Here is a 7,294-nt window from a genome sequence, read left to right as displayed (position 1 = left end):
GCTTCATCAATCAAGTCAATTGCTTTATCTGGAAGAAAACGATTGGTGATGTATCGTTGTGATAATTCAACAGCTGCAATAATTGCATCATCTTGAATTCGGACTTTATGATGCGTTTCGTATTTTTCTTTAATTCCACGTAAAATAGAAATAGCACTTTCTGTATCAGGTTCGTCCACAATTATTTTTTGGAAACGTCTTTCTAAGGCTTTGTCTTTTTCAAAATATTTTTGATATTCATCTAAAGTCGTTGCACCAATCGCACGAAGTTCTCCACGAGCTAAAGCAGGTTTTAGAATATTAGCTGCATCCATGGCACCTTCACCACCACCAGCACCTACTAAAGTGTGGATTTCATCAATAAATAAGACAATATCACCTTCAGCAGAAGTTACTTCTTTTACAACAGCTTTTAAACGTTCTTCAAATTCTCCTTTGAATTTTGCACCAGCAATTAAAGCACCCATATCTAAAGAGAAAACGATTTTGTCTTTTAGATTTTCAGGTACATCACCATCTACAATTCTGTGCGCTAAACCTTCTGCAATAGCTGTTTTACCAACACCAGGTTCACCCACTAACATTGGGTTGTTTTTAGTTCTTCTTGTTAAGATTTGTAATACTCTACGAATTTCTTCATCACGACCAATTACTGGATCTAGTTTTCCGTTTTTGGCTAATTCGTTTAAGTTTTTTGCATATTTGTTTAAGGCATTATACGTTTCTTCAGCAGAAGCTGAGGTAACTCGTTCTCCTTTTCTTAATTCGGCAATAGCACTTTCTAACCCTTTTTCAGTCACACCTTGGTCTTTTAAAATTTGGGCAACTTTACTTTTTGATTTGAAAATAGCTAATATTAAATGTTCGATGGAAACATATTCATCTTTCATTTTTTTAGCAATAGCAATGGCTTCGTTTAGCATATACGATGCATCACGAGACAATTGAATTTCGCCACCTGTTACTTTTGGAAAACTCTGTAATGTACTATCTAATACTTTTTTGAAAAGGTCAACATTTACATTTAGTTTTTTTAAAATAAATGGTGTAACATTTTCATCAACTTCTAATAAACCTTTAAAAATGTGTTCATTTTCTATTTGTTGATGGCCTAGACTCTGTGCAATTTGCTGAGCTTGTTGCAAAGCTTCTTGCGATTTAATGGTTAAATTATTTAAGTTCATATATTTTTAATTTTATTAATCTGTTAGCTTACTTACAAATGAATAAACTAATTTGTTTTATATTTGCAATGTACAATTCAATAAATGTACCTTAACAAAGGTAGCGACAAAATGACTGATTTTAACTGATAATTATCATGTTGAACGGTCAAAATGTCTTAAATAACGACAAAAATGGGATTTTTAGATAAAATATTCGGAGGAAACGCTCCAGAAGAAAAGAATGAAAAAAAAGTAGAAGCTAAGTTTTATATTTTAGATGATGTAAAATTATTAGATCAAGTGGATGTAATTTCACAAACAAAACCGGTGGTAATTTTTAAACACAGTACGCGTTGTAGTATTAGTCGTTTTGCTTTAAAACGTTTTGAAGCTGAATTTAATTACGATGAAGATAAAATTGATTGGTATTTATTGGATTTGTTAAATCATAGAGATATTTCTAATGAAATGGCTCATCGTTATAATGTGCAACATCAATCTCCACAGATTATTGTGGTTAGAAATGGTAAAGCTATTTATCATGATTCACATGATGGTATTGACGCTAATGATTTGAAGCAGTTTATATAAAATGTTTTTTAAATTTTAATAATGAAAAATCATTTTCTTCTATTTTTAGTACTACTATTTTTTTTAAGTTGTAGTTCTACTAAAAAACAATCCTTTTTAGTTGGTACTTATACAGAAAATAATTCACAAGGAATTAATTATATTGATTTTGATGTTAAAACAAATAAAATTTCTGTAAATGCTGTTATTTATGATGTTAAAAACCCTTCGTTTGTAATATCCAATAAGGCGAAAACCGTTGTTATCGCAGTAGAAGAATTCCCAAGTAAAAGTGGAGGAAAGGTTACTTCTTTTGCATTTGATGCTACTACTAAAAATTTTCAGAAGATTAATTCTGTAGATACTTTTGGAGATGATCCTTGCTATGTTTCTTTAAGTCCAAATGAAAAATTTATAGTTGTTGGGAATTATTCAAGTGGGAATTATACTGTTTTTCCAATGGATGAAAATGGCAAAATAGGAGAGAAGGTTCTGTTAATTCAACATGAGGGGAAAAGTGTAAATAGAGATAGACAAAGAGGACCTCACGTTCATTCTGTGGTTTTTCATCCTACAGAAAATAAATTATTTTTTACTGATTTAGGAAATGATACGGTTGAAATAGTTCCTTTTAATCAAAATAACACTTCTTTAGTTGAAACTGAAAACGCTTTTGCTTATCACACAATTCCCGGTAAAGGACCAAGACATATAGTTTTTGATAAAACAGGAAATTATATGTTCATTACATTTGAGTTGACTAATGAAGTTGGAATTGCAAAATATGAAAACAATAAATTGGAGCTTTTACAAACTATACTATTGACTGATATTCCAACCTTAAATGGTTCTGCAGCTGAAGTTCGATTAAGTGAAGATGGAAATTTTCTATATGCTTCAGTAAGGGGGATGGATAATGTTTTAGTGGTTTTGCAAAAACAAAAAGAAGGAAGTTGGAAGGAAATTCAAACGGTTTCAACAGGTTTAGTTCCAAGAAATTTTATTTTGACAAATAATGATCAAAAGATATTGGTTGCTAATCAAGATTCCAATTCTATTTGGATTTTTGATAGAGATACAAAAACAGGTTTATTGACTAAAACTCAAGAAGAATTTTCAATCCATAAACCGGTTTATTTTTGGTCTTTTTAGAGCTATTATTTCCTAAATCTATTTCGATTAATAATCTCTTTTAATTTAGCTTTTAAGTCTTCACCAGAATCAAAAACCATTTGTTCATTGCTTGGAAATTGAACAGCTCTTTGGTCAAAGAAGTGATAATAATCACTTTCACAAGCCCGTTTATCTCCATTAAAAGTCGAATAAATGTTTTCAAAAACAAATTCGCTTGCTAAAGGGAAAGTTTCAATAGTTTGATTGTTTCTATAATCTACATAATCGACTTTTGCAGTTACTTGTACTGATTTGAATTGTCTAAATTCGTAAATATTGACTTTAACAGTTTTAAAATTATCTACTTTTATGGGATTGCCTAAACTGTCTTTCACTACGTTTCCGTTATTATCTAAAAGTGTTTTTGTTCCATCTTTAATTTGTTTTTCCTTGATAAATTCTTTCTCTTTAATTTGTTCTGGAGAAATATTTATTTGACGAAAGTTTACTAACATGCCAAAATCATATGTAATATCTTTTTGTTTGTTGTTGTGATAAACAGTCCATTTATCATTCAAACCATAAGTTCCAAAATTCAATAAATCATCTTGTAAACGAACAGGAATTATCATATTTGTTTCATTTTTTGTGTAAACGTGAACAAAGTCAGTTCCTTTAAATTGAGCTTCATCTATTTTTTTGCGAACATCTTTAAAGTTAGGATTCAACTTGTCTAAATATATTAAATCATCATAAGCTTGACGAAAATCTAATTTGTTTTTAGATTCTAATAATTTAATCGAATTAGCATAGAGATAACTAGACAAACCGTTTTTACTTGAAATTATATCATCTGAATAATCCGTTTTATTAAAAGTTGCATTTCTTCCTTCTTTGATTAATTTTAAAGGTAATATTTGGTTGACTCTATCTTGTCTAGCTTGTAAACCTAAATATAGATTATATACTTTTTCAAAATTTGACGCACTTGCTTCTTTAACTAGTCTGTCAATTTGAGTCAAATCGCGATCATTTGCCTTTGCATACACTTCTTGTAACAAATAGACATAGTCTTGTTTTCCTTTAGCGTCTTTGTTTTTACTTAATTTAGATATGGCTTTATTGATAGCGCCATCATAATTTCCGTTGCTAATTAATTTTTCTATATTTCCTGTTCCACAAGCCAGTAGTAAGAAAGTTAATGCTAGTAAAGTAATTTTTTTCATAAATAAAGGTTTTAGCAAATATATTATATTTTGTGAAGATTTTAGATGTATCCAAAAAAAATGCCATTCTTTTAAGAATAGCACTTTAATTAAATTAATTTGTTTTTATTTTATTTCAAAAGCTGGTAATATTTTTCCAACACATTCCCCAAAACCGATTCTTACTTCCTTATTTTGGCAGTAACCTCTCATAATTACGGTATCATTATCATTGATAAATTTACGTTCAGAACCATCATTTAGCTTAATTGGATTTTTTCCGCCCCAAGATAATTCTAACATAGAACCATAACTATCAGGTGTTGGTCCAGAAATTGTTCCAGAACCCATCATATCACCTGAATTTACTCTACAACCATTCACCGTATGATGTGCTAATTGTTGAGCCATTGTCCAATACATATATTTAAAGTTAGATTTACTGATTACAGTTTCAGAACTATTTTCAGGTTGTAAAGAAACTTCAAGATTTATATCAAATGTATGTTTGTCTTTTTGTTGAAGATATTTCATTGGAGCTGGAGATTGCTCACAACTTTCAGTTTTAAAGGGTTCTAAAGCATCCATAGTGACAATCCAAGGAGAAATTGTTGAAGCAAAGTTTTTAGCTAGGAAAGGACCTAATGGTACATATTCCCATTTTTGAATATCTCTTGCACTCCAATCATTAAATAAAACCATACCGAAGATATAGTCTTCAGCTTCATCAATTGGAACAGGTTCTCCTAAAACATTTGCATCTGTAGTAATAAAAGCCATTTCTAACTCAAAATCTACTAATTTTGAAGGCCCAAAAACAGGTTCAGTGGCATCAGCAGGCATTGTTTGACCATTTGGTCTTCTTATTTTTTTTCCACTGGGTACAATTGTAGAGCTTCTTCCATGATATCCTACTGGAATGTGTAACCAGTTTGGTAATAAAGCATTTTCTGGATCTCGAAACATTTTGCCAACGTTAGTTGCATGCTCTTTTGAACTATAGAAATCAGTATAATCACCAATTTGAACAGGTAATTGCATTTCTATATCATCCATTTTAAAAATGACAACATCTCTTTGTTTTTTATTGTCTCTTAACGAAGAATTATTTTCGTCAAAAATTTCAGCCAATCTGTTCCTAACAAGTCTCCATGTTTTTTTCCCGTCTGAAATAAAATCATTCAGCGTGTCTTGCATAAACATATCGTCAGTTAAGTCAATACCATTAAAATAACCTAATTGTTGAAGAGCGCCCATATCAATGGCACAATCTCCAATTCTTGTTCCTATGGTAATTACATCTTCTTTTGTAATAAAAACTCCAAAAGGAATATTTTGAATAGGGAAGTCACTATTTTTAGGAACTTCTATCCAAGATTTTCTATTTGGGTCGTTTGCATTATTTGGCATAAGTATATTGTTGATTTGTTGTTGAAAAATTATTAACCAAATATAAACTTTACTATTAATTTAACAAACGAATTTTGTAATTTTGAAGAAACTTTAACGAAAATTCGACCCAATGCAACGCGACGAACAAATTTTTGATCTTATTCTAGAAGAACAAGACAGACAAATACACGGAATTGAATTAATTGCTTCAGAAAATTTTGTCAGTGACCAAGTTATGGAAGCTGCTGGTTCTGTACTTACTAATAAATATGCCGAAGGTTATCCTGGAAAGCGTTATTATGGTGGCTGTGAAGTAGTAGATATAGTTGAACAAATTGCTATCGATAGAGCTAAAGCTTTATTTGGAGCTGAATATGCAAATGTGCAACCTCATTCTGGTTCACAGGCAAATACAGCTGTGTTTTTTGCTTGTTTAAAGCCAGGAGATAAAATCTTAGGTTTTGATTTATCTCACGGAGGACATTTAACACACGGTTCACCAGTTAATTTTTCAGGGAGATTATATGACCCTGTTTTTTATGGAGTGGATAAAGAAACGGGTGTTTTAAACTATGATAAAATACAAGAAATAGCTACAAAAGAACAACCGAAAATGATTATTGCTGGGGCTTCTGCCTATTCTAGAGACATGGATTTTGCTAGATTTAGAGCAATTGCTGATTCAGTTGGCGCTTTGTTATTGGCTGATATTTCTCATCCAGCAGGATTAATTGCCAAAGGATTATTAAATGATCCTGTTCCTCATTGTCATATAATTACAACAACTACTCACAAAACATTACGTGGACCAAGAGGTGGAATGATTATGATGGGTAAAGATTTTGAAAACCCATGGGGGTTAAAAACTCCAAAAGGAGAAACAAGAATGATGAGTCACATTTTAGATATGGCTGTTTTTCCTGGAAATCAAGGTGGACCATTAATGCATATTATTGCTGCTAAAGCAGTTGCTTTTGGAGAAGCTTTAACAGATGAGTTCTTTAGATATACTATGCAAGTGCAAAAGAATGCTAAAGCAATGGCAGAGGCATTTGTTAAAAGAGATTATGATATTATTTCGGGTGGAACAGATAACCACATGATGTTAATCGATTTAAGAAATAAAAATATTACAGGAAAAGAAGCAGAAAATGCATTAGTAAAAGCTGAAATTACGGTAAACAAAAATATGGTTCCGTTTGATGATAAATCACCATTTGTAACTTCAGGTATTCGTGTTGGAACACCAGCAATTACTACACGTGGTATGGTTGAAAGTGATATGGAGACGATTGTTGCTTTAATTGATAAAGTATTAACAAATCATACAGATGAAGATATTATTGAGCAAGTTGCAGATGAAGTAAACCAATTAATGGGAGAAAGAGCAATGTTTGTTTTTTAGTATTTTAAACTACAAAATAAAAGTCACTTTAGTTTTTTAATGAATTAAAGGGGCTTTTTTTTGCACAAGTCTTAAATATCTATTAATAAAACGATTTTAACAGTTGAATCTTTTTTCAATTAATTATCTTTGCAGACGAATAAAAAATATCTTTTTTACTGAATACTTCTCGTTATGAACAAATCTATATTTTCAATACTTTTTTCTACTCGTTTAATGGCTTTTTTATTTATTGCTTTTGCCGCTTCAATGGCAGCTGGAACATTTATAGAAGATGCATACAACACGGATGTTGCTAGAAAAATCATCTATAATTCTTGGTGGTTTTCAACTATAATGGTATTTTTTGTCATTAATTTTATTGGAAACATTAAGCGTTATCAATTATATAAAAAGGAAAAATGGGCAACATTGACGCTTCATTTATCTTTTATTTTAATTTT

The 7,294-nt window shown here is 30.7% G+C and carries 7 protein-coding genes; 4 read left to right on the top strand and 3 right to left on the bottom strand.

Annotated features, from left to right (window positions below; genetic code table 11):
- On the bottom strand, positions 1 to 1,184 hold a 1,184-nt coding region (locus AACZ53_RS12860; RefSeq protein ID WP_339839181.1), incomplete at its 3' end, for an ATP-dependent Clp protease ATP-binding subunit.
- A gap of 174 nt (positions 1,185 to 1,358) precedes the next feature.
- Here AACZ53_RS12860 and ytxJ point away from each other — a divergent pair.
- Together ytxJ and AACZ53_RS12850 are read left to right on the top strand one after the other, a co-directional pair.
- Positions 1,359 to 1,757, top strand: coding sequence for a bacillithiol system redox-active protein YtxJ (gene ytxJ, locus AACZ53_RS12855; RefSeq protein ID WP_339839179.1), 399 nt, complete (start codon positions 1,359 to 1,361; stop codon positions 1,755 to 1,757).
- A 21-nt stretch (positions 1,758 to 1,778) separates the two neighbouring features.
- Positions 1,779 to 2,888 (top strand): lactonase family protein, encoded by a 1,110-nt coding sequence (locus AACZ53_RS12850; protein ID WP_339839176.1) that lies wholly within the window; start codon positions 1,779 to 1,781, stop codon positions 2,886 to 2,888.
- Between the two features lie 5 nt (positions 2,889 to 2,893).
- Here AACZ53_RS12850 and AACZ53_RS12845 read toward each other — a convergent pair whose 3' ends face one another.
- On the bottom strand, positions 2,894 to 4,075 hold the full coding sequence (locus AACZ53_RS12845) for a hypothetical protein (protein WP_339839174.1): 1,182 nt from the start codon (positions 4,073 to 4,075) through the stop codon (positions 2,894 to 2,896).
- Between the two features lie 105 nt (positions 4,076 to 4,180).
- Positions 4,181 to 5,464 (bottom strand): fumarylacetoacetase, encoded by a 1,284-nt coding sequence (gene fahA, locus AACZ53_RS12840; protein WP_339839171.1) that lies wholly within the window; start codon positions 5,462 to 5,464, stop codon positions 4,181 to 4,183.
- 112 nt (positions 5,465 to 5,576) lie between these two features.
- On the opposite strand from fahA, the gene glyA reads away from it, so the two are divergent.
- The gene (gene glyA, locus AACZ53_RS12835) at positions 5,577 to 6,851 is read left to right on the top strand and encodes a serine hydroxymethyltransferase (protein WP_339839168.1); all 1,275 of its coding nucleotides are present in this window, start codon (positions 5,577 to 5,579) and stop codon (positions 6,849 to 6,851) included.
- 174 nt (positions 6,852 to 7,025) lie between these two features.
- A partial coding sequence (locus tag AACZ53_RS12830; protein ID WP_339839165.1) for a hypothetical protein occupies positions 7,026 to 7,294 on the top strand: 269 nt, incomplete at its 3' end.

The sequence above is a fragment of the uncultured Flavobacterium sp. genome, from assembly GCF_963975005.1.
GTDB lineage: Bacteria > Bacteroidota > Bacteroidia > Flavobacteriales > Flavobacteriaceae > Flavobacterium.
This window is presented reverse-complemented; position numbering and strand designations above follow the sequence as displayed.

Bases quoted from the DNA above. Each gene is read 5' to 3' on its own strand.
- ytxJ (WP_339839179.1), top strand. From the start codon at position 1,359: ATGGGATTTTTAGATAAAATATTCGGAGGAAACGCTCCAGAAGAAAAG.
- AACZ53_RS12850 (WP_339839176.1), top strand. From the start codon at position 1,779: ATGAAAAATCATTTTCTTCTATTTTTAGTACTACTATTTTTTTTAAGT.
- AACZ53_RS12845 (WP_339839174.1), bottom strand. From the start codon at position 4,075: ATGAAAAAAATTACTTTACTAGCATTAACTTTCTTACTACTGGCTTGT.
- fahA (WP_339839171.1), bottom strand. From the start codon at position 5,464: ATGCCAAATAATGCAAACGACCCAAATAGAAAATCTTGGATAGAAGTT.
- glyA (WP_339839168.1), top strand. From the start codon at position 5,577: ATGCAACGCGACGAACAAATTTTTGATCTTATTCTAGAAGAACAAGAC.